Origin of the sequence: Arthrobacter sp. SAFR-044 (assembly GCF_051965175.1) — a bacterium.
Classification (GTDB): Bacteria; Actinomycetota; Actinomycetes; order Actinomycetales; family Micrococcaceae; genus Arthrobacter.
Genome location: NZ_JBQCMK010000005.1, coordinates 191,729 through 217,690, shown reverse-complemented (window position 1 = coordinate 217,690; position 25,962 = coordinate 191,729). Strand labels below are relative to the sequence as shown.

Genomic DNA, 25,962 nt, shown 5'->3' with positions numbered 1-25,962 from the left:
TCCGGCGCCGGACTTCGTCATGTGGCCTCCCGCGGTGTGAAGGAACCAGGCCATTGCGATGCGCGGATCCGCGCCAGATGGCGGACGGGGCCCAGCGTGCCCCACTCGTCCCCGCCCAGCCGTGACAGCGGATCAAGCCCTGTCACCTCCGGGTGCTCGCCGCTGAGCACCTGGGAAGAGACAGCTGCGTGCACAACCAGGCCGAACACCAGGACGCAGTCACCCATGCGGAGGGTCTGGTGAAGCGAACATTCCAGGACCGCCGGGGATTCCTTGACCCGGGGCGGCCGGACCGCGGCACTGGGCTCACGGGCCAGGTGGGCGGCGTCGAATTCGCTGATGTCGGCACTGAAATTCGTCCCGGTGGCGTTAACCTCCTGGATCAGCGCTGCCGGGGCGAGGTTGACCACGAACTCCCCCGTCGCTTCGATGTTCCGCAGCGAATCCTTCTCGCCCACGGAGGTGAACATGATGATCGGAGGGTCCACCGAAGCAACCGTGAAGAACGAGTGCGGCGCAAGGTTGTCCACCCCTGCCGGGGAAGTACTGGATACCCACGCGATGGGCCGCGGAACCACTACTGAGGTGAGGAATTTGTAGAAGGCCCGGGGACCCAGTTGTTCAGGTTCAAAGTCCGTCCGCATCCTGTCCTACAGGTTTCTTGGCGTCGCGGTGGCGGCAGCGTCCTTGGCCAGCGCCCCCTTGGCCCTGGGAAGGAGGATCAGGGCTGCCATGGCAATCACGCAACAGAGGATGATGTACAGCGAAATCGACGTCGAGTTGCCGTAGGTGGCCAGCAAGGCGGCTGCGATGAGCGGCGCCGGGCCACCCGCAATCACGCTGGCCAATTGGTAACCCAGCCCGGCGCCCGTGTAGCGGATGTCGGTGTCAAAGCTTTCGGCGATCAGGGCGGCCTGCGGACCGTATTGGATGTCGTGGAGGATCAGGCTGACCACCACGGCAACGCCAACCCAAAGGGAGTCGCGGGTGTTCAGCAGCCCAAAGTAGGGGAATGCGAACAGCGCGGTGAGCACGATGCCGGTTCCGTAAACACGCCGCCGCCCGAAACGGTCTGACAGGCGCCCAAACAGGGGAACGCTGATGAGCCCCAGCGCGGCCGCGATCAGCGTGTCATCCAGGATCGAGTTGCTGTCCAGCTTCAACTGCTTGGTGGCGTAGGTAATCACGAAAGTGATGAAGAGGTAGAAAGGCGCCTGCTCCGAGGTGCGCACCAGGGCGGAAAGGAGGATCTCCTTGGGCTGCCGCTTGATGACCTCGATAATGGGGGCACGCACCACCTTGTTGGACTTCCGGACTTCGTCGAACTCCGGGCTTTCGATGACGCGCAGCCGGACGAACAGGCCCACGCCGATCAGGATGATGCTCAGGATGAACGGGATCCGCCAGCCGTAGGCAGCAAATCCATCAGTGCCCGTTGCGGCAGTAGTGATCCTGACGACGCCGGTGGACAGGACCAGCCCCAGCGGCACCCCGATCTGGGGCCAGGAAGCGGACAGGCCGCGGCGGTTTTGGTCGCCCCATTCCATGCTCAGCAGGACCGAACCGCCCCACTCGCCTCCCACGCCGATTCCCTGGATTATCCGGAGCAGGACCAGCAGGACCGGCGCGGCGACGCCGATGCTTTGGTACGTGGGCAGGCAGCCGATCAGTACCGTGCCGAAGGCCATCAGGAACAGCGTGGCCATGAGTGTTGTCTTGCGGCCGATCCGGTCACCGAAATGGCCGAAGATGGCCGCGCCGATTGGCCTGGCCACAAAGCCGACAAACTGGGTACCGAAAGCCGCCAGCACGCCGGCGAAGGCAACCTGGCCCGGGAAGAACAACTGGGGAAACACCAGGGCGGCGGCAGTCCCGTACAGGAAGAAGTCGTACCACTCGATGGTGGTACCCACCACGCTCGCCACCGTAGCGCGCCGTACGGCCTGTTCCCGGGTCACTCCTTGAATACTCATCATCACTCCGTTGGTCAGATGCAGTAGAACGCCCGGCCTTATGGCAATAACAAGGGAAGAAAATGTCAATGCCTGGCGCTGGACCCGCATTGCGGTTCCATTTCCATCGTGCGAGCACTTGGTTGCCCGTGTCAACGGTTTCCCCCGCTGCCGGGCCCCTCCCGCGTACTGCGTGGCCCGCCGTCGTCCGTCTTTTATGGTTGCTGCAGGCAAATATCGGTGCGGCTATGGACTCTTGGGCGGGGCCCAACCAGACTGTCTACAACAGCTTGCCAAGTGAAACGGAATTGACCGCACTTTCATTCTTCGGATAAATGGACGGCTGCATTTATTGGGGCTTTACCGTGATGCCGTTCGCGGCATTGAAAGGATCTGGTTATGCCGGACTTCGCACCGTTCTTCCCGCTTATCGCCATTATTTTGGGGGTGCTTTTTGCCGTCGGCTTTATCTGGGTTGCCACGAAGCTGATGTGGAAAGTGGCTGAACCCAACGAGGCCCTGATCATTTCCGGCTTAACCCGTGGAACCCTTGAAACCCGGGAAGGAATGGATTTCAAAATTGTCACCGGAAAGGGCGCCTTGGTCCTTCCCGGCCTCCAGACGGTGCGGCCCCTGTCACTGACATTGAATGAAACCGAACTCAAAGTCTCCTGCGTTACCTCACAGGGCATCCAGGTGATAGTGGAGGGCGTCGTCATTTACAAGATTGGCGACGCACCGCCCTTTATCGCCAATGCCGCCCGCCGTTTCCTGGGCCAGCAGCCAAAGATGGAAAGCCAGGTGTACAACGTCTTTGAGGGCCACCTGCGCTCCATCATTGGCAGCATGACGATGGAGGAAATCATCCGCGAGCGGGACAAACTTGCCTCGCAGGTCCGCAGCGCCAGCGGTGTAGAGATGGAGAAGCTGGGCCTGGTGGTGGACTCGCTGCAGATCAAGGACCTGCAGGATCCCACCGGCTACATCCAGAACATCGCGAAGCCTCATATTGCCCAGGTGAAGATGGAGGCCCGGATCGCCGAGGCCACCCGAAACCGGGAGGCGGCGGAAAAGGAAGCGGAAGCGGCAGCCCTGATCGCGGATGCGCAGAGCGTGTCCGCGATCCGCCAGTCGGTGGCTCAGGCCAATGCCGAACGCGCCCGGGCCAATGCCGCCCAGGCCGGGCCGCTGGCTGAGGCCACGGCGCGGCAGCAGGTGGTGGTCCAGGAAACCGAGGTTGCCAAGCTTGAGGCGGACCGGGAAGAGCAGAAGCTGCAGACGAGTATCCGGAAACCTGCCGACGCGAAGGCCTACGCCAAGCGCACGGATGCAGAAGGCCAGAAAGCTGCGGACATCAGTGCCGCCGAGGCACTGGCCCGCCGCACCGAGCTTGAGGCCCAGGCCAACGCCCGCCGGACCGAAGTGACGGCCCAGGCCAACGCCACGGCAGCGGCGGCAGCGGCCGGAGCCACCAAAGTTACGGGCGAAGCCGAAGCGGCCGCCACCAAGGCGAAGGGGGACGCTGCCGCCTCCGCGATCAAAGCCAAGGCCCTGGCCGAGGCGGACGGCATCAAGGCGCGTGCCGAGGCGCTTGGTACCAACCAGGACGCGGTCATCTCCCAGCAGCTTGCCGAGAACATGCCGGCCATCATCGCCGCAGCGGCCGAGCCGTTCTCCCACGTGGGCCAGATGACCGTCCTCAACGGCGGTGAGGGTGTCAACAAGATGCTGGGCGGAATCCTAGCCCAGGCGGGCGACTACCTGCCGGCCCTCGCGTCGGCCCTCCGAAAGGGCGAGGACGCCAAGCGCCAGCCCAAGGCGCCGGGTGCCTAGGAATACCGGACGCGTGGGAATGCCTGATGCGCAGGAACGTTGACCGGAGCCTGACCGGCAAGATCGGCCGGGTGACCGGGCGGGTCGGCCCGGGCACCATCGGCGAAGTGATGCTGCCCTACCTGGGCGGCACTATGGCGTTCCACGCCCATCCCTTCGACAAGACCAGTAGTTTCCCGGTGGGGGCTGAGGTCCTGGTGATCTATTTCGACCCGCCTCAGACGGTGTACGTGGAGGAACTGCCGGACGTGTTGAAGCACGTCCAGTGAGGGCGCGGCGTCGTCCCCCTTCCCCGATGGGGCTACCGTCCGCCCTCCATTTTGCGGCTGCGCTGCTCCTGCGCCATTGGCCCGTACGGATAAATCCCTGCCCCGGGCTGGCTGGCCTGGGTGAGCCGGGTCACCTCGTCCGCACTGAGTTCCAGGCCGGCGGCCGCCAGGTTGTCGGCGAGCTGCTCTTTGGACCGGGTTCCCAGGATCACCGAGGTCACCCCAGGGCGGTCAGCCAGCCAGGCGAGGGCTACCTGGGAGGGGCTCACACCGTGGTCGGAGGCAATGCCTTCTACAGCATCAATCACCGTCCACGTGCGCGGATTGTCGTTGCGTGCCTTCCAGGCTTCCATGCCGCGTTCCGGGTTCTCCCCCAGGCGGGTTGCCCCTGAGGGGCGCTGGTCACGCCGGTACTTGCCGGACAGCCACCCGCCGCCCAAGGGAGACCACGGCAGCAGGCCGATTCCGGCATCAAGGGCGGCCGGCACGATCTCAAACTCGATGTCCCTGACCAGCAGGCTGTACTGGGGCTGCAGGCTGACGGGCGGGTTCCATCCCTGGCTGCGTGCAACGTGGACGGCCTTGGTGAGCTGCCAGCCCAGGAAATTCGAGAAGCCGTAGTAGGCGATCTTGCCGCGGCTTACGGCGTCTTCCAGGAACCGAAGGGTCTCCTCCAGGGGGGTAATGGGATCCCACGCGTGCATCTGGTACAGGTCGATCTGCTCCACGCCCAGGCGGCGGAGCGAATCATCCAGGGCGCGGGTCAAGTGCCGGCGGGATGTTCCGACGTCGTTCGGTGCCGTCCCCATGGGAAAACGCCCCTTGGTCGCGATCACCGCCTGGTCCCGCAGGCCCGGCCGCCCGGCGAGCCAGCGCCCGATGATCTCTTCGGAGACACCGGAGCTGTAGACGTCGGCGGTATCGATGAAGTTGCCGCCCGCTTCGAAGTAGCTGTCCAGGATGCCGTGGGAGGTTTCCTCGGTCGCTTCTGCACCGAATGTCATGGTGCCCAGCGCGAAGCTGGTAACGATGGCGCCGGTGTGGCCAAGTGTTCGGTGCTGCACGGTGTGTCCTCGCGTTCAGTTGTGGTTTGGGGGGAAATCGCGGGCCGCCGCGTCCGTGGTGGTGGTGCGGATCCGGTACAGGCTGGTGGTTGCGGTGAGGTAGAGGTCCTGCCCGTCGGGGCCACCAAAACACAGGTTGGAGACGGTTTCGGGCACGGGGATGGTGCCCAGGAGTTCGAAGGACGGTGAATAGATCCGGACGGACGGGCCGGCCGACGTCCAGATCCTTCCGTCGACGTCCACCCGCAGCCCGTCCGCCGCGTGGCCGTCTTCCAATTCGAGCGTGCTGGTCCTGGGGCCGCAGCGGCCGTCGCGCACGGGGTAGGTGGCGATCCGCAGGGGGACGCCGTAGCCTGGCCCGGCCGTGTCCGCGACATAAAGGACTGATTCGTCAGGCGAAAAGGCCAGCCCGTTGGGGTGCACCAGGTCGGTGACAACGGGGGCCAGAACCCCGGTGGCCGGTTCCAAGCGGAACACATGGCAGCCTCCGTATTCCTGATCGCCCTCATGCCCTTCCCGTGTTCCCGGAAGGATTCCGTAGGGCGGGTCCGTGAACCAGATGCTGGCGTCGCGGGCAACCACGACGTCGTTGGGCGAATTCAGCCGGCGGCCCTCGAAGGAATCGACCAGGCCGGTGACCGTCCCCGCACGGTCGCGTTCCACCCGCCGCCGGCCGTGGCTGCACTGCACCACGCTGCCGTCGGCGTCCAGGGTGCGGCCATTGGTGAATTCCACGCCGGTTGCGTATTCCTGTGTCACCCCCGTGGCCGGGTCGAACTCAAGAATGCGGTCATTGGGGATATCGCTCCACCGCACAGCCTGGGACGACGGCACCCATAGGGGCCCCTCCGCCCATACTGAGCCGGTGGCCAGGCACTCCAATGCGCCCGTCGTCAGTCCGTCACCCATGAGAAAGCTCCTTCGCGCTCCGGTACCGGGGCGCCATGACCCGGCGGGATGGGCGGCATCCCGGACCCGGGCGTCATGGAACCCATGGGCCTGAACTTACCCTAGGCCTGGCCCTGGGTCTGCGGGACGCGCAGGCTGCCGTACCTTTCCATCCGGTGCCAGCGAAGATGGACTCCGGCAACCGCCGTGACAACGGCCTGGATAACCACGAGGTACATGAGCTGCCGGTAGACGAACTGCTGCAAGGGAAGTGTCCAAAGCGGCCCGAGCCGTTCCTTGTCCAGCCGGAACGCGTAGGCGGCCATGAGGAATTGAACCGCCAGAAAGACCAGCCAGAGCGCCGCGATCCGCAGCGGGTCGAGGAAGATCAGGCCATAGAGGGCAAAGACATCGACGATGGGCGCGAAGAGGGGAAGCAGCACCTGGAGGACCAGCAGGTAGCCCAGTCCGCGCCGGCCGAGCTTGCCGGCCGCCCCTCCCTGCACCACGGCGCCCCGGTGCTTCCACATTGCCTGGAGGGTGCCGTAGCACCACCGGTACCGCTGCTTCCAGAGAGCGCCAAGGGTTGCGGGCGCTTCCGTCCAGGCCCTGGCGTCCTCCTGGTACACCACGCGCCAGCCGTCGCGGCACAAGGCCATGGTCAGGTCGGTGTCCTCGGCGAGGGTGTCATCGCTGACGCCGCCAACGTTGACGAGTGCGTTGAGGCGGAAGGCACCAATCGCCCCCGGAACGGTGGGCATGCATTCGGCGACGTCGAACAGCCTGCGGTCAAGGTTGAAGCCCACCACGTACTCGATGTGCTGCCACGCCCCCAGGATGCCTCCCCGGTTCGCCACTTTCGTGTTGCCGGAAATAGCTCCCACCAGGGGATCCGCAAACGGCTGGATGAGGGCACGGACAGTGTCGGGCTCGAAGACTGTGTCACCGTCCACCATGACAACGATGTCGTGGCTTGCCGCCTGGATCCCGGCGTTCAGGGCGGACGGTTTGCCGCCGTTCTCCTTCCGGATGACGGTGACTCCGGGCAGGGCGAGGGCCTCCACGATGTCCGCCGTCCCATCGGTGGAACCGTCATCCACCACGATGACCTCGACCGGATGGGTGGAGGCAAGGATGGACAGGACTGCAGCTTCAATTCCGGCGGACTCGTTATAGGCGGGGACAATCACCGTCGCTGGTTCAGTCACCACTGGCCCCACCATGACGTCGACGCGGCGCCGGCCCCGCCCGTCCCCGGGCAGACGGCGTGCGGCGCGGCTGTGGCGTGCTGCGAAGAACATCACCAGGACTGCACGGAGGAACGTCACGACCCCGGCGGCAACGAGCCCCAAGGAGATCGCCCAGACGACGAAATCGCTGAGGCGGAGGCCCCATACCAAGGCGGAGCCGCGCAGCTCTTCGACGCTGGAAGCAGGACGCATACTGTCCACGCCCACGGCATTCCCGACCGTTGTGACGCGGTACCCCTGCTCGGCGAAACGGGACAGGGCGGAGTCCAGCGCGGCGACGGTCTGCTCCCTGTCGCCGCCGCCGTCGTGCATGAGGACTATCTGCCCCTGCGGCCCGGACGGGGTCAGGTTGGCTTCGATTGCTTTGGTGCCCGGGGTTTGCCAGTCCTCGCTGTCCAGGCTGCTCAGCACGGTCAGGTATCCCTCGTCCGCCATTCCGTGCAACGCGGACCACATGCCGTTAGTGATTGCCCCGTTGCCGGCGGTATAGGGAGGCCGGAGCAGGGAGACTGCCTGGCCTGTGACCCCCACAATCGCATCCTGTCCGCCTTGCACCTCAAGTTCGCGGCGCCATTCAGGGGCCGTGCCGAGATCGGTATGGGTCAGCGTGTGGACGCCAACCTCGTGGCCTTCGGCCACGATGCGGCGGAGCAGCTCCGGGTTGTCCGCTGCCGCCGACCCGACGACGAAGAAGGTGGCGTGGACGTGGTGTTCCCGCAGCACGTCCAGGATGCGGGGCGTCCACACAGGGTCCGGCCCGTCGTCGAACGTCAGGGCGATGGTCCGGTCCGGTGGACTGACGGTGGTTACGGCCGCGCCACGCGAATCCACCACGGGTCCGCCGTGCGAGACCGTCGCAGGGACGGCGTCCGCAGCGGTGTTGGCCGGCGGTGAGTCCCGGGCGATACCACCCAGGTGATGGATGTACCCCTGCACCGCCAGGGCGAGGCCCAACGCGATCAGGGTGGCCAGGAGGACAAACCAATGCGCCCTGACATTGGCGGGAACATTCCTGGTGGCGGGCCGGGCACCCTTATTCAGGCGGGGCATGCTACTGGTGCGCGGGAGCGGTGGGCCGTGTGGCCTGGCCCGGGGCCGAGCCGCTCGCACCGGGGGCGATCGCGCTGGAGCCCGGCGCTGTTCCGCTGGAACCCGGGGCGGTGGCGCCGGAGCCGGTGACGGTTCCGGACGTTCCGGGGGCTGCTGGGGCGGCGGGCGGCGCCGGGGCAGGAGCAGCGGCGGGGGCGGCAGGCGCAGCGGGCACGACGGCGGTGGCCGCCGCCGGAGGTACGGCAGTCACAGCGGAAACGGGCACCGGGACGGCCGCCGGCGACTGCTCAACGACCGGAACGGCGGGCCCGGTCAAGCCGGCCCGGGGATCGACAGAGGGCCGGCTTGTAGGAGTTTCGTGGGGGCCTGCCGCGGCCGGCACAGGCAGGAATGGCGCCGAGACCCCCGAACCGCCGATGAACGCGGCCAGCACCAGGACGACGTAGCCGGCGACAAGTCCGAGCACGCCCAGGCCGATCAGCTGGACCCGCCGGAGCCGTCGGCCTGACGCATCAACAAATACGGGTCCGCGCGTGGAGATGGCGGGCAGCTGATCGGAAGTCTTCTCAGGGGCTTTCATCGAGCAACAACCCTAGAGGACCCGGAATCGCTACCACAAAAACCGGTCCTGGTGTCCTGTGGCGCGTCCGCCCGAACCTTGGAGGGTTCAGTCGGGCCATTGGCCCCTACGGTCCGCCATCGGCCGGGTGAAGACTTGAGCCATGAACCGGGCAGGTATGTGGAGTGGGGAGCCATGTCGGGAACGAACTTGAGTGGAACGGCCCAGCTCCTGCCAAGGTACGCGTGGCCGGTATTCCTCGTCGGCGCCATCCTGCTGCTCGCGGTGGGAAACCCCACGGTGTACGGCATCGGCGTCCCGCTCGCCGCCTTGGTTTTGGCCCTTGTCGTGCCCATGTCCCGTCCCCGCTGGACTGGGCATCCGGACTGGCGCGACGTGGGGGCCGTTGCAGCACTGTATGTGGGTGTCGTGGCACTCTTCTGGCTGGCTTTCAGGGTCTTTACCCAGGGGAACACCCTCTGACTGTTCCTTTGCTTCGCGGCCGGGATGCTCCTCGGGGTCCTGGGTCCGGTCGCTTACACCACCTGGATACGCCGCAGGGGCTTGGCGGAGTTAGGCATCGGCCGGGCCAACCTGGGCAGCGCGTTCACTTTGGGGCTGGCCCTCGCAGCCGTGCAGTTCGTCATCACCTTGTGGGGATACCCGCTTCCGCGTCCGGTCGACTGGGTGCCCCTGGCAGCCTTGGCGATCACCGTGGGATTCTTTGAGGCGGTATTCTTCAGGGGCTTCATCCAGTCACGCCTGGAAGCGAGCTTCGGCCCAATCGCCGGTGTTGCGGGGGCGGCGGCCCTGTATGCGGCCTACCATGTCGGCTATGGCATGGACGCGCAGGAGATGCTTTTCCTTTTCGGCCTCGGCGTGGTTTACGCGGTGGCCTTCAGCGTTACCCGGAACCTGATCGTCCTGTGGCCCCTGTTGCTTCCCCTCGGATCCTTTTACAGCAACCTGCGGGGCGGTTCGATCCAGATGCCGTGGGAGGCCATCCTGGGTTTCGTGGACGTGCTGGGAGTCATGGTGGCCGCCATCTGGTTCGCCGCGCGGCGCGAACGCCGGAGGCTGGCTGGCGCACTACGGGGCCGGGAGCCCACAAGGAAGCGCCGGAATTTACGACGCCGGGCGTGATGACGCGGGCGCACGCTTTGGCTAGGATCGAGGTTCTTCGGTCAGTCAATTAAGGGCTTGGCGCTTTTCGTGCCCGCAGGGCGCCAGGTGAGCAGAGAGGCCACCATGGATGACACCCAGCCAGCCCAATTCCCGCTGGACCCCTTTCCGCAATATGAACGCATGCGCGCATCGGCACCTGTTTTCCGGGATGACCAATCGGGAAGCTGGCACGTGTTCCGGTACGACGACGTTCAGCGGGTGTTGTCCGAGCACGCAACATTCTCGTCCCGCATGGGTGGCGATAATCCGTCCGGTACCGGCCAATTGTTCGCGTCCAGCCTGATCACCGCCGATCCCCCGAGGCACCGCCAGTTACGCTCGCTGGTCACACAGGCGTTCACGCCCAAGGCCGTTGACGCCCTGGCTCCCCGTATTGCCGGACTCACTGACGAGCTTCTGGAGGCGATCGCGGCCGGCGGAAGCGCAGACCTGATCAAGGACCTTGCCTACCCGTTGCCGGTCATCGTGATCTCCGAGCTGATGGGCATCCCCGCAGAGGACCGTGAGCGCTTCAAGCACTGGTCCGATGTCATTGTCAGCCAGACGCGGACCGGTCCGGCCACTGAAGCCCAGGATTCCACCACCTCGGAGATGGTCGAGTACTTCCTGGCCCTGATCGACCGGCGCAGGAACCATCCCGCTACGGACCTCATCAGCAGCCTGCTGTCCGCGGAGATCGACGGCCAAAAACTGACGGTTCCCGAACTGCTCGGGTTCTGTGCCCTGCTGCTGGTAGCCGGCAATGAGACCACCACCAATCTGATCGGCAACGCCGTTTTGTGCCTGGCGGAGTCGCCCGGCACCCTCGAACGGCTCCTCAGCGAGCCGGCCTTGGTTCCCCAGGCCCTCGAGGAAGTGCTCCGCTTTCGGTCGCCGGTCCAGTCCATGTACCGCGTGACAGTTGCGGAGGCCGTTGTGGGCGGCCAACTGATTCCCGCCGGCGCACCTATCGTGGCCTGGATCGGCTCCGCAAACCGCGATGAGCAGCAGTTCCAGCGCGCCGCTGACTTCGACATCGACCGCAGCCCCAACCGCCATCTGGCGTTCGGCCATGGGATCCACTTTTGCCTCGGAGCGCCGCTGGCGCGCCTCGAAGCCAGGATTGCGCTGGAAGCGTTGCTGTCCCGCCTGCCGGGACTCACCGTGGCTCCGGGGGCGCAACTGGAGCGAATGGACAGCAGCATCGTTTACGGGCTGAAGGAACTTCCCGTCACGTGGCAGCCTGGCTGACGCGCCCGGAGGCCGGGTTAGCGGGGAGGCCGCAGGATGCGGGTCAACCGGTGGTGCCTGTTTTCGCGGCGTACTCGGTGGCCTGGGAGCGCACCCGGCGGATGTAGGCATCGGACTGGTTGTAGGCGTAGATGGCATCTGCCCACCCCTGCGCGGTGGTGAGGTCGCGGCCGTGGCCGCACAGGTAGGTGGCCGCGCTGAGGGCGGCGTCGTCGATGTTGAACGGGTCTGCTGCCCCATCTCCGTTCCCGTCCGTGCCTGCGAGCCGCCACGTGGAGGGAATGAACTGCATGGGCCCCACCGCGTGGTCCCAGGTGGCGTCGCCGTCCAGGGCACCGCCGTCGGTGTCAGCGATGGCGGCAAAGCCGGCGCCATCGAGGCTGGGGCCCACAATCGGGCCGCTGGCCTGGCCAGCGGCGCTCAAGCTGCCGCCGCCGTAGGTGCCATGGGCTGATTCGACGAACCCTACGGCGGCCAGTGTGTTCCAGCCGATTCCACAATTCGGCGCGGACTCGTTCGCCGTGACCGCCGAAGTAACGTAAGCGCGCAGGGCCCGGGCGGGAATTCCGGTTTCGGCGGCAGCCCTGCCCAGCCACTCGGCGTCCGGGCTCGGCGTCACGTTCACGGCTGTGGTGAGCGCTGCCGGACCCGTTTGAAGCTTGACCCCAGCACGCGGCGGCGGAGAAGCGGCCGCACGCGCGCCGGCACCCGGCTGAGCCATCAGCCAGAACGAGAAGGCTGCGCTGGCGCAGAGCACGAACAGGCTGAAGACCACAAAGCGTTTTACACGGAGCACTGACCAATCAAACCACCGCGCCCTCTTCCGCGTGGGTACCATCAGGCATGGGCAGGAAGAATTACCTGGTCGAAGGCGGTTCAGGCACGGGCAAGACCGCCGTCTGCAACGAATTGCGGCGGCGCGGCTACCACGCCATCAACGGCGACCGGGAACTTGCCTACCAAGGTGATCCGGTAACCGGCAAACCCGTAGCGGGCGTCACAGGGGTCGCGGTGCACCGGTACCACCTCTGGAGGGTTGCCGACGTCCGGGCGATAGCGGCAGACCAGCGGGAAGCGGTGACGTTCTTCTGCGGCGGATCGAGAAACCTCGCCACGTTCATCGATCTCTTTGACGGCGTCTTCGTCCTCGAGGTGGACCTGGAGACCTTGAACCGGCGGCTTGACCGGCGCCCGCCGGACGAGTGGGGAGGACAGAAGGCGGAACGGCAACTGATCGAACACCTGCACAAAACACGGGAGGAAATCCCACCGGGCGGAATCGCGATCGACGCCACCGGACCGCTCCCCCGCGTCGTGGACGATATCCTGCACCATGTCCAGGCATCCGGACCTGCCTAGCCTTCCTTGGAGACACGCTTCTTTGCCCGACCGGCGGGTCAGCGCACCACCGTGCGGTGACCGGCATCCAGTCTCCTGGTCCAGCCCCGTGAATCGAGATGTTCCAGCAGCGGAACCGCGATCCGGCGCGTTGTGCCGAGTGCCTGGCGGGCCTGGCTCGTGGTGAAGGGCTGGTCCAAACCGGCGAGGGTGCGCATCGCAAGCGCCGGGGCCGTAGGCAGCAGCACCACCCCGTCGCGCAGCCGCAGCAAGCGCCCCGTGCGTTCTGCGGCAGCCAGCTCGCGGGCGCCGAGTCCCAGTGCAGCCAGCTCATCGGCTTCGGGGGCATGGAACGCGTCCGCGCTGAGCCTGCCCTCCAGCGTGGCGATGGCCGGTTCGATAGGACCAAGGTTGCGTTGGCTGCCGGGCAGCCGGACGTGTCCGCCGTCCTGTTCCAGGCCGGCCACGCGGATGATGTGGGACAGGAGCTTCTCGTCGGGCAGCGAGAGCAGGTCCCGCGCCGCACCCATGGAAAGGCCAGGGGCCAGGGCATCCCGTTCCTGCAGCGCCTTGACTGCGCTGCGGAGCTGATGCTGCCAGGCCTCAAGGACAGGAGCGTGTACCCACCAATCATCGATCACCTGCACGCCGGACGGCGCCTCCGCCTCCTGCCCGGAAACAAGCCCGAGCCGGCGCAAATGCTCCGCCTGTACAGCCCTGCGGGCGGCTACCTCTCCCAGCACGTCCCCGCTCGGGTCCATGCCTGCAAGCCGGTCCGCCCAGTGGGCGCCGTCGCCGCGGCGCCGCAAGGCCGGAGGGTCGGCGTCGAGGATCCGCGCGCCGCCGAGCACCGAGCGGCTTCCGGGGTCGCGCAGCACCAGCCGGTCTCCCAGGACGAGGGGCAGGTGCCTGTCCAGCACCAGCCGGCCATGGTCAGCCCCGAAGGGACGCAGCCGGGCCGGCACGGACGCCGTTCCCACATGGACCATGAGCTGCTCCGGTACCTCCGTATAGGCCACACCGGTGGTGCGCTGGATGCCTACGACTGCGGTGGTGGGCCATGCATCCGGAGTGACCAGCGCATCACCGCGCCGGATCTCCAAGGCCGTGACGTCGCGCAGGTTCAGCGCCACCCGGCTGACCGGCTCCACCGAGGCGTAGGAGGTGTCGCGGCTTTGCAGGCCCCGGACCACCACCGGTCGGGTATTGACGTGGCCGAGCAGTTCCAGCCGGTCACCCTGGGCGAGTGTTCCTGCTGCCAGGGTTCCGGTCACCACCGTTCCGGAACCGGTGATGGTGAACGAGCGGTCCACCCACAACCGGACCCGCCCGGTGGTGACCGGAGCAGGCACAGCGGCAAGGACGCCGTCGAGCGCTGCACGCAAGTCACCGAGCCCCGTCCCATCGATGGCGGATACCACTACCGCGGGAGCATCACGCAGGCCGGTGCCGGCCAGCTCCGTGCGGGCCCGCGAGAGCACCTCTGCAACCCGCTGTCCCGACGCCCGGTCCGCGCGGCTCAGCACTACGACGCCGTGTTCGATCCCCAGCGCAGCCACGGCGTCCCGGTGGTCGCTTGATTGCGCCTGCCAGCCTTCATCCGCGGCTACGACGAAGCAGACCACCGGGGCCGGTCCGATGCCGGCCAGCATGTTGCCCAGGAAACGCTCGTGGCCGGGGACGTCAACGAACGCAACATCCTGGCCCGAGGGCAGCGTGGTCCACGCGTAGCCCAGGTCGATTGTCAGCCCGCGGCGGCGTTCTTCCTCCCAACGGTCCGGCTCCATGCCGGTCAGGGCACGGACCAGGGTGCTTTTACCGGAATCGACGTGCCCGGCAGTGGCAATGACGTGCACTGCTCAGCCCGCCCTGCCTGCATCCGCATGCTCTAGATTGGCCAGTGCACGCCGTACCGCGTGGAGAATCCGGTCATCGTCCCCGGCGGGCACGCACCGCAGGTCGATCAGGCAAGAGCCGTCGTGGACGCGCGGCAGCACGGCCGGGTCGCCGGTCCGCAGGAGCTTCGCCAGTCGCTCGGGGAGCCGGAGCGCCCAGCCTGGCAGGGGAAAACCGGGGGCACCCCCGCCGCCTACCCGGCCGTCATGCGGCACCACAGGCACGCCGAGATCCCCGGCCAGCCGCTCCGTGCGGCGCCGCAATTGCCCGACGTCGGCATGCAGCGCCTGCACGACGGGCGGCACTCCGCCCGCAACGGTAGCCTCCAGGGCCGCGAGGGCAAGTTTGTCGGCCCGGACGGCGCGGGCCAGTGGGTGGCGGGCCAACCGTGTGATGACGTCCTTGCGGCCCAGCAGCAGGCCTGCCTGGGGTCCGCCCAGCAGTTTGTCGCCGCTGGCGATGACGACGTCGGCCCCGCCCGCCAAGGCAGAGGCAACATCAGGTTCATCAGGGAGGTGCGGGTCGGGTGCCAGCAGTCCACTGCCAAGGTCGGCCACGAGCGGAATCCCGTGGGCCGCGGTCAGACGGCCCAGTTCGTGCACGGGAACAGCGGATGTGAAGCCGTCAACCCGGAAGTTGCTTGGATGGACTTTGAGGACGCAACCCGTATCGGGTCCGAGTGCGCCGGCGTAATCGTGAAGATGCGTCCGGTTGGTGGTGCCCACCTCGCGGAGCCTGGCGCCCGTGGACTCCATCAGGTCGGTGAGCCTGAACCCGGCTCCGATTTCAACGAGTTCCCCGCGGCTCACCACCACCTCGCGGCCGGCGGCCAGGGCTGTTGTGGCCAGGACCAGCGCCGCTGCCCCGTTGTTGACCACCAGTGCGTCTTCGGCGGCGGGACAGGCGGCGAGCAGCGCCGCCCGTGCACCGGCGCCGCGGCGTGAGCGGTTTCCGTCAGCGAGGTCGAGTTCCACATCAACGTAACCGCTGGCTGCGATAACAGCTTCGAGCGCAGCCGCGGAAAGGGGTGCCCGCCCCAGGTTGGTGTGGACAATGACGCCGGTGGCGTTCAGCACCGGGCGCAGCGTTGTTGCCTTGCGGTCAGCGATGGCGGCCAGCAGGACCGGCTCCACCTGGCCGGGAGGGAGGTCACCGCGCCGGGCCTGTTCCTGGATGTCCCGGACGAGTTCGCGGATCACACGCTCATTCAGCCGTGTCCCGGCTTCGCGGACGGGGGGCAGTGCCAGCAGGTCGTTCGTGCGGGGAATCAGGCGCCGGGGATCGACGTGGTCCACAGCCCTCCTCATATCGCGGCATTCACTGCCGAAAGTTGGCGGTGGCGGACGGGAATCGAACCCGCCAGGCCGAGATGCTCAGCCTCACCGGTTTTGAAGACCGGGGGGCCCACCAGGACCCGGACGCCACCGCGCCTCAATATAGCAGGGTTGCCCCGGAGGGTACGCTAGGCGGGTGAATGAGGCCCAGACGTCAGTCCAGCAACTCGATGAAGCTGCCGCCGGCGCGCTCCGGCTCACCGACTACGCCCACGGCGGGGGGTGCGCCTGCAAGATTCCTCCCGGCGAGCTCGAGGACGCCGTCCGTGGCCTCATTGGCCAACCCGGCGCAGAGGTGCTGGTGGGCCTTGACAGCGGGGACGACGCCGCCGCCGTGCTGGTGCGCGACGACCTGGCAGTCCTTACCACCGCCGACTTCTTCACCCCGGTGGTCAACGACGCCTTTGACTGGGGCCGCATTGCCGCGGCCAACGCCCTGTCGGACATCTACGCCATGGGCGGCCGGCCGGTCACGGCCATCAACCTCGTCGGTTGGCCGCGCGGTGTCCTGCCGATGGAATTGATGACCGAAGTCCTCCGTGGTGGGCTGAGTGTGGCATCCCAGGCCGGGTGCCCGGTGCTTGGCGGGCACTCCATTGACGATCCGGAGCCCAAGTACGGCATGGCGGTCACCGGCGTCGCCCATCCCGACCGTTTGCTGCGCAACGACGCAGCCCGGCCCGGGCTGCCCATTACGCTCACCAAGCCGATCGGCGTCGGACTTCTCAACAACCGGCACAAGCAGACCGGTGAGGTGTTTGCTGAAGCTGTGGAGACGATGGCCGGGCTGAACCGCGATGCTGCCGACGCCGCTGTGGCCGCCGGAGTCCGGGCGGCAACGGACGTGACGGGATTCGGCCTGCTGGGACACCTTTACAAGATGGTCCGCGCGTCCGAAGTGGGCGCGGTGATCGATTTGAAGGCCGTACCGCTGCTCGACGGGGCCCGCGAGGCGCTCCGGGACGGCTTCGTTTCCGGCGGAACCAGGCGCAACCTGGACTGGGTACGGCCACACCTGGATTCCGCCGCCGGCGTCACTGAGGACGACCTGCTTCTGCTGGCCGACGCGCAGACCTCAGGCGGCATGCTGGTGGTGGGCGAGTTGCCGGGCTACCCCGTCATCGGCCACACCACGGCCGGCCGGGGCATCGGGATCCGCTGAGCCTTTCCGCCCGCTCAGCTGCCGGTGGTTATCGCGTCGCCGGTGACGCCGGCGGCGCGGCGGGCCGCGAGCCGGTTCTTCTGCGGTTCGATGGTGTACCGCGGATCCCTGGCAGAGGCGAGACCCGCCTCAAACACGCCAAACCGGGTCAGGGCCGAAGCGGAAAGCAGCGCAAGTCCCGAAGCCGCAGCGACCATCCGGTTTCGTCCGCCCAGCAGTGTGCCCAGGCCGCCGGCTATCGCCAGCCGCTCGCTCCATTTGAGCATGGCCCCTGCCTTGCCCTGGTGCAGCGGCTCTGCGACGACGGGGTCCATCCGGTGCTCCATCACCTTCATGGCCACCACGTCGCCCAGGACGCCGAGTACGGCGAGTTTCCGGGCCGGACCTGTCTCGCGCACCGGCGTGGTCACCATGGCGAGTCCGGCTGAGGCGAGGCAGGCCGAGCTCACGAAGACGAACGGCAGTTCCTCGTGGGCGGCGTTCCACGTGGGCGTGGCGGTGTCGCCAAGCAGCACGGCCGTGTAGGCCGCCAGTGGACCGGCGAACACGGCAGCTTCGACGCCGGCAGGCCCTTCGACAGCCTGCAGCACCTTGCGCAGGGGACCAAGCGGCAGCCGGTTTCCGCTCATCCGGTCGATTTCCGCCACGGCCGACACCCCGGCGCCGGCGCTGAACGCGCTGAGGATCCACGAGCCCACACTCATCGGGGAGGTGACCTTGAAGGTCCGCAGCATATGCAGGAAACGCTCCGGCCGGCCCAGGTCCTTCACCAGGGCAACGGCGCCGGCGCTCACTGCTGCCAGCGCACCCAGCCGGGCATTGCGACGCAGCACCGGCCGCCCGGTCAGTTGGCCGCCCACCCCGAGGAGGGCCGATCCTGCTGCCACACCGCCCAGGAAGAGATAGATCGCCACATCATCGCCCCATGGAGCCGGCTTGACTACCGGACGGCCGTAGTAGGAGGTGAATTCCGGCTCCGGAACCATCGGCATTTCCCGGGAGCCGTCGCCGTTGTCGCGGCGGCGGCCTATGCCGCGTTTGCCGCCCTCCCGGCGACGCCGGGCAGGCTCTGCCGGCCGGAAACTGTCGAACTCGGAAAGTGTCACGCGCGTCCTCCCAGGAAAGCCAGCGCAGCCGCCGCGGCCATTCCCGCTACGGCCATGCCGGCCCGCCGGTACATCTTTGGCAGATCAGCTGTGGGCACCCGCGGGTCCGGCGGGAGTCCGTAAACCTCCGGTTCGTCCAGCAGCAGGAAGACGGATCCGGTTCCGCCGACGCCGTCGTTTTCGTTCGCACCGTACAGCCTCGCCTCAGTGAGGCCCTGGGCGTGCAGGTCGGCGACCCGTTCCCGGGCCGTCTCCACCATGTCGTCGTGGTCGCCGAACTTGATGGACGTCGTCGGGCATGCCTTGGCGCAGGCGGGCGTCTCGTCCGCCACCAGCCGGTCGTAGCAGAGCGTGCACTTTTGGGCGATGCCTGCGTTGGGGACGTCGGGATGCCCGGCGTGCTGGTCTTCCCTGCTGGTGGCAACCTTGACCGTGCCGTTGCTGCGGCGCTCGATCACGCCGAAGGGGCAGCCGGCCACGCAGGTTCCGCAGCCGTTGCAGACGTCGTCCTGGACCACCACGGTTCCGAACTCGGTACGGAACAGCGCTCCGGTGGGGCAGACGTCAAGGCAGCCGGCGTGCGTGCAGTGCTTGCAGACGTCAGAGGACATCAGCCACCGGAAATCCGCCGTGTCCGGCGGCGCGGTGTCCGCCTCCGCGAGGTCCGTTGAGGCGGGTGCCGGCGGGGTGGGAGGACCGATGCGCGGCATGCCCAGGCTGACCAGGGCCCGTCCTGATTCCCTCGCCTCGACAATGCGGTCCTGGGCCTGCTCGATGAAGGCTACGTGCCGCCAGGTGCTCGCGCCCAGGGATCCGGTGTTGTCATAGGAGGATCCGAGCAGTTCGAGGTTTCCGTCCTGCGGGTTGTGGTTCCATTCCTTGCAGGCGACTTCGCAGGCCTTGCAGCCGATACAGATCGAGGTGTCGGTGAAGAACCCTTTGCGCGGATGGTTGTGATCCCAGTGGGCATCGGCGGTGGGGTCGGTCGGTCCGGACAGCTGGCCCATTTAGTTCTCCAACGTCGGGTCGATACCCGGAATGCTGCCTGTGGACAGCCTTCCGGGCGGGGCGGTGTGTGCTTTGGCCGGGCCGGCGGTGACGTCCATCATCGCTGCCCACCATCGGCGTCGTCATTTTCACCCGGGGGCTCCATGCCTTCCGCCGCGGGGTCGGTGACGGCCTGGTTGCCGGTTTCGATGGTCACTCCGGCCCTCGCCTGGTATTCGGCAACCAAGGCCAGCAGTTCCTGACCGCGCGGCCGGCGCCCCGGACGGATGTCGCAGGAGGCCACCTTGGATTCCTGGATCTGGACGTTGGGATCCAGCGTTACACCCAACAGATCGTTGGCCGCATCGCCGCTGACCACGGCGTTGCTGCCGACTCCCCAGTGGTAGGGCAGCCCGATCTGGTGCACGGTGTGGCCGCCGACGGCCAGCGGCCTCATGCGGTCGGTGACAAGCACCTTTGCCTCGATGGCGGAACGCGGCGAAATGATGGTAGCCCATCCATAGGGTTCAAGGCCCCGCTCTGCTGCCAGTTCAGGCGACACCTCACAGAACATCTCCGGCTGCAGCTCCGACAGGTACGGGAGCCACCGGCTCATCCCGCCGGCCGTGTGGTGCTCCGTGAGCCGGTAGGTGGTGAAGACGAACGGGTACACGTCCGCGCCACGTGTACCGGCGCTTGGCGCGCTGAGGTTGTCGGCGCGGGGGAACACCAGCCTTGCCGGGTTCTGCTGTTGCGGGTACAGCGCGTTGGCAACCGGCGATTCCTGCGCCTCGTAGTGGGTGGGAAGAGGCCCGTCCATCAGGCCCTTCGGCGCAAACAACCAGCCCTTGCCGTCGGCCTGCATGATGAAGGGGTCGTCACCGCTAAGTGCGGCCGGACCGCCGACGGACGGATCGGGTTTGCTGTCCGGCGCCAGGTCAACCGGGAAGTCGGGCACGTCGTCGCCCACCCATTTACCCTGCTCCTGGTCCCACCAGATGTACTTCTTCCGCTCGCTCCAGGGTTTACCTGCAGGGTCGGCCGAGGCCCGGTTGTACAGGATGCGCCGGTTCGCGGGCCATGCCCAACCCCATTCGGAAGCCGCTGGCCCCTGCTCCCGGCCCGGCTTGCGGTTGGCGGCATGGTTGAAACCGTCGGCATAGACGCCGGTGTAAATCCAGCAGCCGGCAGCCGTGGAACCATCGGCACGCAGTTCCGTGTACGCAGACAGCGGCTTGCCGGCGTCCGGACCAGCCATGTGCCGACCGTTGATCTCGGCCAGCACCGCCTCAGCGTCCGGGTCGCCGTGCTCGTCCGTGGGATAGTCCCACGTCAAGTCCAGCAGCGGGCGGTCGCGTTCGTCCGTGGAATCGGCCAGCTTCTCCCGGATCCGCTTGCCCAGTTCGAAGAAGAACTGCAGTTCGCTCTGGCACTCCCCTGGCGGAGCCACCGCCTGGTGCCGCCACTGAAGCAGCCGCTGGGTCTGGGTAAACGAACCTGCCTTCTCCACGTGCGTTGCTGCCGGCAGGAAGAACACCTCGGTCTCGATGTCTTCGGTGCGCAGCTCGCCGGACTCGATCTCCGGGCCGTCCTTCCACCAGGTGGCGGATTCGATGAGGTTCAGGTCCCGCACCACCAGCCACTTCAGGTGCGACATGCCCAGCCGCTGCATCCGGCCGTGCGCCGAGCCCACGGCGGGATTTTGTCCCAGCAGGAAGTAGCCCTCCACCTGGTCCTCGAGCATGCCCATCACGGTCTCATAGGTCCCGTGGGCGCCGGTGAGCCTTGGAAGGTAGTCGTAGGCCCAGTCGTTCTCTGCCGTTGCTGCCTCGCCCCACCAGGCCTTCAGCAGGCTGATGGTGTAGGCGTCCGCGTCAGCCCAGAAGCCTTTTTGCTGCTTGGATCCCACAACGGACAGATACTCTTCCAGGCTGTCGTGGCGGCCCGCGCTGGGCATCGGCAGGTATCCCGGCAGCAGGTTGAACAGGGTTGGGATGTCCGTGGAGCCCTGGATGCTGGCGTGGCCGCGCAAGGCCATGATTCCACTGCCCGGCCGTCCCACGTTCCCGAGCAGGAGCTGCAGGATGGCTGCCGCGCGGATGAACTGTGTTCCCAGGGAATGCTGGGTCCATCCCACGGCGTAGGCGAAGCAGGTGGTCCGGTCGCGTCCTGAGTTTTCAGTGATGGTGCGCGCCAGGTACTCGAAGTCCGCAACGCTGATGCCGCACATGTCCTGCACCATTTCCGCCGTGTAACGGGCGTAGTGCCGCTTCACGATCTGGAAGACGGTCCGGGGGTCCTCGAGGGTGTCGTCACGCTGAACTTCGGCGTGCTCCAGGGGCGGACCACCGCTGCCGAACGTATCGCCGTGGGCGCGGGCCGTGGCGTCGGCGCCGTGTTCCGATCCGGAACCGGGGTCCTCGATTGCACCGTCCTCTTTTTCCGCATAGGCCCAGGACGACGTGTCGTAGGCACCCTTCTCCGGGTCGAAGCCGGAGAACAGCCCGCCCAGGTCCTCGGCGTCGCGGTAATCGTCGTGGACCAGCGTGGCTGCGTTGGTGTACGCGCTGACGTACTCCTTGAACCAGAGGTCGTTGGTGATCACATAGTTGATGAGCGCGCCAAGGAGCACAACGTCGGAACCGGCGCGGATGGGAATGTGCTTATCTGCGACCGCGGACGTACGGGTGAAGCGGGGATCAACGTGGATGACCTTCGCTCCGCGGGCCTTAGCTTCCGCCACCCACTGGTACCCCACAGGATGGCATTCGGCCATGTTGGAACCCTGGATGACGATGCAGTCGGCGTTGGCCATGTCCTGCAGTGACTGCGTAGCGCCACCGCGTCCAAACGAGGCTCCCAAACTGGGAACCGTGGCGGAGTGTCATATGCGGGCCTGGTTCTCGGTCTGCACCGCCCCCGCAGCTGTGAAGAGCTTCTTGATCAGGTAGTTTTCTTCGTTGTCCAGGGTTGCGCCGCCCAGCGAGGCGATGCCCATGGTGCGGCGCAGCAGCCGCCCTTGATCGTCTTCCTGCTGCCATGTCCTGCGGCGGGTTTCGAGGAAGCGGTCCGCCACCATTTCGACGGCCGTTGCCAGGTCCAGGTGCTGCCACTCGGTGGAACGCGGTGCACGGTAGAGGACTTTCGTCTGCCGGCCCGGCGAGTTGACCAGCTGCTCGCTGGCAGAGCCCTTGGGGCAAAGCCGGCCGCGGGAGATGGGTGAATCCGGATCGCCCTCGATCTGGATGACCTTCTCGTCCTTGACGTAGACACGCTGTCCACACCCGACGGCGCAGTATGGGCACACGCTCTGCACCACGCGGTCGGCAGTTGCCGTCCGCGGGGCTATTGCCTTCGTCTTGGCCGACGTAACCGCCGGCCCACGGCCCAAGAGGTCGCCCGTACTCAGCTGACGGACGACCGGCCATTGAAGAAAACTTCGCGGTGCCATTTCTGGAGCATATCCCAGACGGTGTCGGGAGCAACAGGACAAGGGCAGGCGTGTCTCCCGGCCGGGTCAGGCCTGGCCTTGCAAATTCGCCAACAACAAAACGGCCGTTGCAGTCCCGGGAATTCCGGGGCTGCAACGACCGTGGAAGAGCCGGCGGTCCGGGCTCCGCAGAGCCGGTTACCGCTCGATGCTGACGGTGAGGTCCAGGTGGATATTCTCGCAGGCGAGCCGGTCCTGGAGGTACCGCGCGAGGCTTGCATTGGTGGCAGTGTGCGCGCCTTTTGGAACCGCGCCGCGGAAAACGGCCTCGGTATTCGTCGACCTGAGTACGTCCAGGGGAGTGGACCGGAGATGTCCGTCGGTCAAGCGTTCGATGTCGGTGCGGAAGGTGCGCCGGTGGTCCTGCCGCACGGAGGCGTGCAGGGTGAATGGAATAAAAGCTACGGGCAAGAGGGTCCTTTCGAGCGAGGCAGCTTCCGGTTGGCGCCTCGTAGGGAACAAGGCAAAAGTGATCCGCGGTATTCCCGCTCAGCCCAAAGGAGGCGGATGTCACGGCAGGCCTCGTTCCACGATGCTGCCCGGCTTCCGACGGCGGGACAACGTATTTGCCTCCCGGTTACCATTGCGCGTGCGCAAGTAATGGGTGAGACTGGCAGTACGGACCTTCCGCTCGAGGAGAGACGATGCGTGCATTGACAGTTACACCCGGCCAAAAGGACTCACTCCGCCTCCGCGATGTTCCGGAGCCGCCGGCCGGCGAGGGCGAGGTACTGGTAGGGGCACTTGCCGTAGGCCTCTGCGGCACCGACAGCGAGATCATTGCGGCGGAATACGGCGAAGCGCCTCCCGGCCAGGACTACCTGGTGCTGGGGCACGAGAATCTGGGCCGCGTGCTGGAGGCTCCCCCGGATTCAGGATTTGCCAAGGGCGACCTGGTGGTGGGCATTGTCCGCAGGCCTGACCCCGAACCGTGCAAGGCCTGCGCCGCCGGGGAATGGGACATGTGCCTGAACGGGAACTACACGGAGCACGGGATCAAGGGCATCGACGGTTTCGCCCGGCAGCAGTGGCGTGCGGATGCAGATGCAATGGTCAAACTTGATCCCGGACTGGAGGACGTGGGCGTCCTGCTGGAGCCCACCACCATCGTTGCCAAGGCGTGGGAACAGATCAACAGAATCGGGCAGCGCGCCTTCTTCGACCCCCACACCGCCGTCGTTACCGGGGCCGGGCCCGTTGGTCTCCTCGCGGCATTGCTGGGGATTCAACAGGGCCTGGACGTCCACGTCTTCGACGTCGTCAAGGACGGTCCCAAGCCCCAGCTTGTCCGCGACCTGGGCGCCACCTACCACAGTGAACCCCTGCCGGAATCGGACCTGTTGCCCGACATCCTCGTCGAGTGCACGGGGGTCACGCCCGTGGTCCTTGATGCACTCAAGTGCCGGGACCAGGACGCCATTACGTGCCTCACCGGCGTCTCCGGAACCGGGAAACAGACGAAGGTGGACGTGGGCGCGCTCAACCGGGAGGAGGTGCTCATGAATGGCGTGGTGTTCGGCAGCGTCAATGCCAACCGCCGCCACTACGACGCCGGAGCACAGGCACTTGCGAAAGCTGACCGTGGCTGGTTGCGCCGCCTCATCAGCCGAAGGCTTCCGCTGGAAGACTATTCGGACGCCTTCGACCACCAAGACGACGACGTCAAAGTCGTCCTCGACCTGCTGCAGTGACGGCAGGCGCAGCCATGACTGCGGAGCCAGGCCCTGATAACCCCGGCGCGCCCCGCCGGCTCCCCTCAGGACGGCAGTATGAGATCGCCGTCGGCGGGCAAAGGGTCCTGCTGACCGAAGTCGGGGGCGCCCTTCGCGCTTACCTGCAGGACGGCCGCAACCTGTTGGATGGGTACGGGCCGGAGGACATGTGCACGGGCGCACGCGGGCAGTCCCTGATCCCCTGGCCCAACCGGGTCAAAGACGGGCGGTACGAGTGGGGCGGCGACCGGCTGCAGCTGGACCTGAGCGAGCCGGACAAGGGTGGTGCAATCCATGGCCTGACCCGGTGGCGGAACTGGAGCGTCCCGGTCGTGGAGCAGGAGATCAACAAAATTTCGTTCACTTATACCCTTCACGCCTGCCAGGGCTGGCCGTGGGTCCTTGATGCCAGGCTGGATTACCTGCTCAGCGACCACGGCTTGAGTGTGCGGACGACGGTAGTTAATCGAAGCGCATCCGCCTGCCCGTTCGGGACGGGAGCCCATCCCTACCTGAGTACGGGGGCCACGCATGCGGGCGCCATCGACGGCGGCCTGGTGCAGGTGCCCGGCCGCACCTTCCTGCCGGTGGACGAACGCGGCATCCCCACGGGGCACGAGCGCGTGGATGGCACCATGTACGACCTACGGGAACTCCAGCAGCTGGGCGGGCGGCACATTGATGTTGCCTACAGCGACCTGATCCGTGATGCGGACGGACGCGCACGGGTAAGACTGCTGCGGCCGGACAATTCCGGAGGGGTTGAATTGTGGGTGGATGAGTCCTATCCGTACCTGGAAATTTTTACCGGGGACACCCTTCCCCAACGGGACCGGCGGCGCAGCGGACTCGGGGTTGAACCCATGACGTGCGCCCCTGATGCCTTCAACTCAGGCGAAGGCCTGATAATCCTTGAGCCGGGCCAGTCCCATACCGGTCAATGGGGCATCAAGCCGCTCTAACGGAGCTGCGCCGGCGCCCGGACCCGAAAGACATCCACACCCACAGCGAAGTGCCAACTATTGCGCATGCGCAAGTACTGTAGTTCAATGAAATCATGCGTTGCCGCAGCAGTCCCAGCTCAGTTCACGCGCCGGCTCCCAATGTAAAGCGGCCGTCGGAGGTGCCCTCGCCCCCGGCGGCGGCTGCAAAAGCCTCCAGCGCTGCAGCCAACGCCGGACGGCGGCCCGATGGCATTCTTGAAATGACCTCCGCAATCGCCTGCCGCCGGTGGTCGAGCACCGAATCCACCAGCGCATTGCCTTCCGCTGTGAGTTCGAGCCGGACATATCGCCGGTCTGCCGGGTCCTCCCGCCGTTGCAGCAGCTCAGCAGCTACCAGCCGGTCACAGATCCGCGTCGCATTCGAGGCATGCACGCCAAGTTCGGCGGCGACTCCGCCGAGGTTCTGCGGCCCCCGGTTGTGGATCAGGACCAGGACCCGCAGTTGCGGGGTATTCACTACATCCTCCACCTCAGCGACAGAGCGGGCCACCACACGCAAAAGGGTATCGGCAGCACGCATCACCGCTTCAACTTCCCGGCTCGAAGGTTCCGGGATTGTTTCAGATCCGCCAACTGTATCCATGGGCACCAGTTTCCTCCGATAGTTGCTTCCCCGCAAAGTTTGAAGCTTCCACGGGACCGGTGCGGGACAG

General features: G+C 66.6%; 23 protein-coding genes and 1 tRNA gene. 9 read left to right on the top strand and 15 right to left on the bottom strand.

Annotated elements, in window-relative coordinates; translation table 11 throughout:
• Positions 1 to 17 precede the first annotated feature (17 nt).
• Positions 18 to 644 (bottom strand): flavin reductase family protein, encoded by a 627-nt coding sequence (locus ACTHQS_RS10190; RefSeq protein WP_440168305.1) that lies wholly within the window; start codon positions 642 to 644, stop codon positions 18 to 20.
• A 6-nt stretch (positions 645 to 650) separates the two neighbouring features.
• Entirely contained in the window at positions 651 to 1,973 is a 1,323-nt protein-coding gene (locus ACTHQS_RS10185; RefSeq protein ID WP_440168304.1) for an MFS transporter, read from the bottom strand.
• Positions 1,974 to 2,351: 378 nt separating this feature from the next.
• Here ACTHQS_RS10185 and ACTHQS_RS10180 point away from each other — a divergent pair, with 378 nt between their 5' ends.
• Both ACTHQS_RS10180 and ACTHQS_RS10175 read left to right on the top strand, forming a co-directional pair.
• Complete coding sequence (locus ACTHQS_RS10180) at positions 2,352 to 3,785, top strand: SPFH domain-containing protein (protein ID WP_440168302.1); 1,434 nt, start codon at positions 2,352 to 2,354, stop codon at positions 3,783 to 3,785.
• Between the two features lie 26 nt (positions 3,786 to 3,811).
• Complete coding sequence (locus ACTHQS_RS10175) at positions 3,812 to 4,054, top strand: hypothetical protein (RefSeq protein WP_440168300.1); 243 nt, start codon at positions 3,812 to 3,814, stop codon at positions 4,052 to 4,054.
• 32 nt (positions 4,055 to 4,086) lie between these two features.
• Here ACTHQS_RS10175 and ACTHQS_RS10170 read toward each other — a convergent pair whose 3' ends face one another.
• From ACTHQS_RS10170 to ACTHQS_RS10155, 4 genes are all read right to left on the bottom strand, one after another.
• Positions 4,087 to 5,118 carry an aldo/keto reductase gene (locus tag ACTHQS_RS10170; RefSeq protein WP_440168299.1) on the bottom strand — a complete coding sequence of 344 codons (1,032 nt, stop codon included), beginning with the start codon at positions 5,116 to 5,118 and terminating at the stop codon, positions 4,087 to 4,089.
• Between the two features lie 15 nt (positions 5,119 to 5,133).
• Positions 5,134 to 6,027: an SMP-30/gluconolactonase/LRE family protein gene (locus ACTHQS_RS10165; protein WP_440168297.1), complete on the bottom strand. Its 894-nt coding sequence runs from the start codon at positions 6,025 to 6,027 to the stop codon at positions 5,134 to 5,136.
• A 101-nt stretch (positions 6,028 to 6,128) separates the two neighbouring features.
• Positions 6,129 to 8,306 (bottom strand): bifunctional polysaccharide deacetylase/glycosyltransferase family 2 protein, encoded by a 2,178-nt coding sequence (locus tag ACTHQS_RS10160; protein WP_440168295.1) that lies wholly within the window; start codon positions 8,304 to 8,306, stop codon positions 6,129 to 6,131.
• 1 nt (position 8,307) lies between these two features.
• Positions 8,308 to 8,886: a hypothetical protein gene (locus ACTHQS_RS10155; RefSeq protein ID WP_440168293.1), complete on the bottom strand. Its 579-nt coding sequence runs from the start codon at positions 8,884 to 8,886 to the stop codon at positions 8,308 to 8,310.
• Positions 8,887 to 9,060: 174 nt separating this feature from the next.
• Between ACTHQS_RS10155 and ACTHQS_RS10150 the strand changes: the two genes are divergently transcribed.
• The 3 genes from ACTHQS_RS10150 (at position 9,061) to ACTHQS_RS10140 (ending at position 11,280) form a co-directional block, all read left to right on the top strand.
• On the top strand, positions 9,061 to 9,348 hold the full coding sequence (locus ACTHQS_RS10150) for a hypothetical protein (RefSeq protein WP_440168292.1): 288 nt from the start codon (positions 9,061 to 9,063) through the stop codon (positions 9,346 to 9,348).
• A gap of 81 nt (positions 9,349 to 9,429) precedes the next feature.
• The gene (locus ACTHQS_RS10145; protein ID WP_440168290.1) at positions 9,430 to 10,008 is read left to right on the top strand and encodes a CPBP family glutamic-type intramembrane protease; all 579 of its coding nucleotides are present in this window, start codon (positions 9,430 to 9,432) and stop codon (positions 10,006 to 10,008) included.
• 162 nt (positions 10,009 to 10,170) lie between these two features.
• The gene (locus tag ACTHQS_RS10140; RefSeq protein ID WP_440168288.1) at positions 10,171 to 11,280 is read left to right on the top strand and encodes a cytochrome P450; all 1,110 of its coding nucleotides are present in this window, start codon (positions 10,171 to 10,173) and stop codon (positions 11,278 to 11,280) included.
• A gap of 43 nt (positions 11,281 to 11,323) precedes the next feature.
• Here ACTHQS_RS10140 and ACTHQS_RS10135 read toward each other — a convergent pair whose 3' ends face one another.
• Positions 11,324 to 12,076: a lytic murein transglycosylase gene (locus tag ACTHQS_RS10135; RefSeq protein ID WP_440168286.1), complete on the bottom strand. Its 753-nt coding sequence runs from the start codon at positions 12,074 to 12,076 to the stop codon at positions 11,324 to 11,326.
• A gap of 47 nt (positions 12,077 to 12,123) precedes the next feature.
• Between ACTHQS_RS10135 and ACTHQS_RS10130 the strand changes: the two genes are divergently transcribed.
• Positions 12,124 to 12,639: a nucleoside kinase gene (locus ACTHQS_RS10130; RefSeq protein ID WP_440168285.1), complete on the top strand. Its 516-nt coding sequence runs from the start codon at positions 12,124 to 12,126 to the stop codon at positions 12,637 to 12,639.
• Between the two features lie 38 nt (positions 12,640 to 12,677).
• Here the strand turns inward: ACTHQS_RS10130 and selB are convergent, their stop codons facing one another.
• The 3 genes from selB to ACTHQS_RS10115 all read right to left on the bottom strand — a co-directional run bounded on the left by selB (position 12,678) and on the right by ACTHQS_RS10115 (position 15,940).
• The gene (gene selB, locus ACTHQS_RS10125) at positions 12,678 to 14,474 is read right to left on the bottom strand and encodes a selenocysteine-specific translation elongation factor (RefSeq protein WP_440168283.1); all 1,797 of its coding nucleotides are present in this window, start codon (positions 14,472 to 14,474) and stop codon (positions 12,678 to 12,680) included.
• 3 nt (positions 14,475 to 14,477) lie between these two features.
• Entirely contained in the window at positions 14,478 to 15,809 is a 1,332-nt protein-coding gene (selA, locus tag ACTHQS_RS10120; protein ID WP_440168281.1) for an L-seryl-tRNA(Sec) selenium transferase, read from the bottom strand.
• Positions 15,810 to 15,845: 36 nt separating this feature from the next.
• Positions 15,846 to 15,940 (bottom strand) — tRNA-Sec (locus ACTHQS_RS10115).
• Positions 15,941 to 15,984: 44 nt separating this feature from the next.
• Between ACTHQS_RS10115 and selD the strand changes: the two genes are divergently transcribed.
• A complete protein-coding gene (gene selD, locus ACTHQS_RS10110; protein WP_440168280.1) occupies positions 15,985 to 17,010 on the top strand; it encodes a selenide, water dikinase SelD in 1,026 nt (341 codons plus the stop codon).
• Positions 17,011 to 17,024: 14 nt separating this feature from the next.
• On the opposite strand, the gene nrfD is transcribed toward selD, so the two are convergent.
• From nrfD to ACTHQS_RS10090, 4 genes are all read right to left on the bottom strand, one after another.
• Positions 17,025 to 18,116 (bottom strand): NrfD/PsrC family molybdoenzyme membrane anchor subunit, encoded by a 1,092-nt coding sequence (nrfD, locus tag ACTHQS_RS10105; protein WP_440168279.1) that lies wholly within the window; start codon positions 18,114 to 18,116, stop codon positions 17,025 to 17,027.
• Positions 18,113 to 19,123 carry a 4Fe-4S dicluster domain-containing protein gene (locus ACTHQS_RS10100; RefSeq protein ID WP_440168277.1) on the bottom strand — a complete coding sequence of 337 codons (1,011 nt, stop codon included), beginning with the start codon at positions 19,121 to 19,123 and terminating at the stop codon, positions 18,113 to 18,115. Before ACTHQS_RS10100 ends, nrfD begins: the two co-directional genes overlap by 4 nt.
• Before the next feature lie 98 nt (positions 19,124 to 19,221).
• A complete protein-coding gene (gene fdh / locus ACTHQS_RS10095; RefSeq protein ID WP_440168275.1) occupies positions 19,222 to 22,554 on the bottom strand; it encodes a formate dehydrogenase in 3,333 nt (1,110 codons plus the stop codon).
• A 177-nt stretch (positions 22,555 to 22,731) separates the two neighbouring features.
• Entirely contained in the window at positions 22,732 to 23,004 is a 273-nt protein-coding gene (locus ACTHQS_RS10090; protein ID WP_440168273.1) for a hypothetical protein, read from the bottom strand.
• Positions 23,005 to 23,237: 233 nt separating this feature from the next.
• On the opposite strand from ACTHQS_RS10090, the gene ACTHQS_RS10085 reads away from it, so the two are divergent.
• The gene (locus ACTHQS_RS10085; RefSeq protein WP_440168271.1) at positions 23,238 to 24,284 is read left to right on the top strand and encodes a glucose 1-dehydrogenase; all 1,047 of its coding nucleotides are present in this window, start codon (positions 23,238 to 23,240) and stop codon (positions 24,282 to 24,284) included.
• A 14-nt stretch (positions 24,285 to 24,298) separates the two neighbouring features.
• Positions 24,299 to 25,267: an aldose 1-epimerase family protein gene (locus ACTHQS_RS10080; protein WP_440168270.1), complete on the top strand. Its 969-nt coding sequence runs from the start codon at positions 24,299 to 24,301 to the stop codon at positions 25,265 to 25,267.
• Positions 25,268 to 25,391: 124 nt separating this feature from the next.
• Here ACTHQS_RS10080 and ACTHQS_RS10075 read toward each other — a convergent pair whose 3' ends face one another.
• Complete coding sequence (locus ACTHQS_RS10075; protein ID WP_440168269.1) at positions 25,392 to 25,892, bottom strand: MarR family winged helix-turn-helix transcriptional regulator; 501 nt, start codon at positions 25,890 to 25,892, stop codon at positions 25,392 to 25,394.
• Between the last annotated feature and the right edge of the window lie 70 nt (positions 25,893 to 25,962).